Origin of the sequence: Vibrio atypicus (genome assembly GCF_009811315.1) — a bacterium.
GTDB classification, from domain to species: Bacteria; Pseudomonadota; Gammaproteobacteria; order Enterobacterales; family Vibrionaceae; genus Vibrio; species Vibrio atypicus.
Map to the genome: position 1 here is coordinate 1 of NZ_BLID01000031.1, position 830 is coordinate 830.

The 830-nt window shown below is 45.1% G+C and carries 3 tRNA genes and 1 rRNA gene; all 4 read left to right on the plus strand.

The features are described from left to right. Positions 1–114: ribosomal RNA gene (locus GVO60_RS22120) — 16S ribosomal RNA — on the plus strand; the annotation flags it as partial. A gap of 89 nt (positions 115–203) precedes the next feature. Beyond that, positions 204–279 (plus strand) — tRNA-Glu (locus tag GVO60_RS22125). 2 nt (positions 280–281) lie between these two features. Next, a tRNA-Lys gene (locus GVO60_RS22130) sits at positions 282–357 on the plus strand. Positions 358–387: 30 nt separating this feature from the next. Further along, positions 388–463, plus strand: a tRNA-Val gene (locus GVO60_RS22135). Positions 464–830 lie beyond the last annotated feature (367 nt).

Genomic DNA, 830 nt, shown 5'->3' on the forward strand with positions numbered 1-830 from the left:
AAAGAAGTGGGTAGTTTAACCTTCGGGGGGACGCTCACCACTTTGTGGTTCATGACTGGGGTGAAGTCGTAACAAGGTAGCGCTAGGGGAACCTGGCGCTGGATCACCTCCTTATACGATGATTACTCACGATGAGTGTCCACACAGATTGATGGTTTATAAAGTTTAAGAGATGGAACACCCCCCAAGGTGTTCAACTTAGTGTCCCGTTCGTCTAGAGGCCTAGGACACCGCCCTTTCACGGCGGTAACAGGGGTTCGACTCCCCTACGGGATACCATTGGGTCGTTAGCTCAGTTGGTAGAGCAGTTGACTTTTAATCAATTGGTCGCAGGTTCGAATCCTGCACGACCCACCATTCTTCTCCACGAAGAATCAAAACTTATGTGGGCGATTAGCTCAGTTGGGAGAGCACCTGCCTTACAAGCAGGGGGTCACTGGTTCGAGCCCGGTATCGCCCACCATTCTCTAAGTATTTTTGGATAGGATTTCCAAACCACTTCAGTAAAACGTAGGTGGTTGGAATTTTCGACGCCGAAAGTCTTTAGAAAATGACCTTCTTCGGAAGAATCATGCTCTTTAACAATTTGGAAAGCTGACAAATCAACAATGTATTGTTGATTGTAAAGTTCTCAATGTTTGTCTTTAAGACAAACACCAATACAACACATTCAAGTGTTCTTGGGAATGTCACTTTATAAGTGACTATTCAAAATTGAGTCCGGCAAAATCGAGTCTGCACATGTATAAAAATGCAGACAACTTTGGTTAGTTGACTATAAGACCCTTTGGGGTTGTATGGTTAAGTGACTAAGCGTACACGGTGGATGC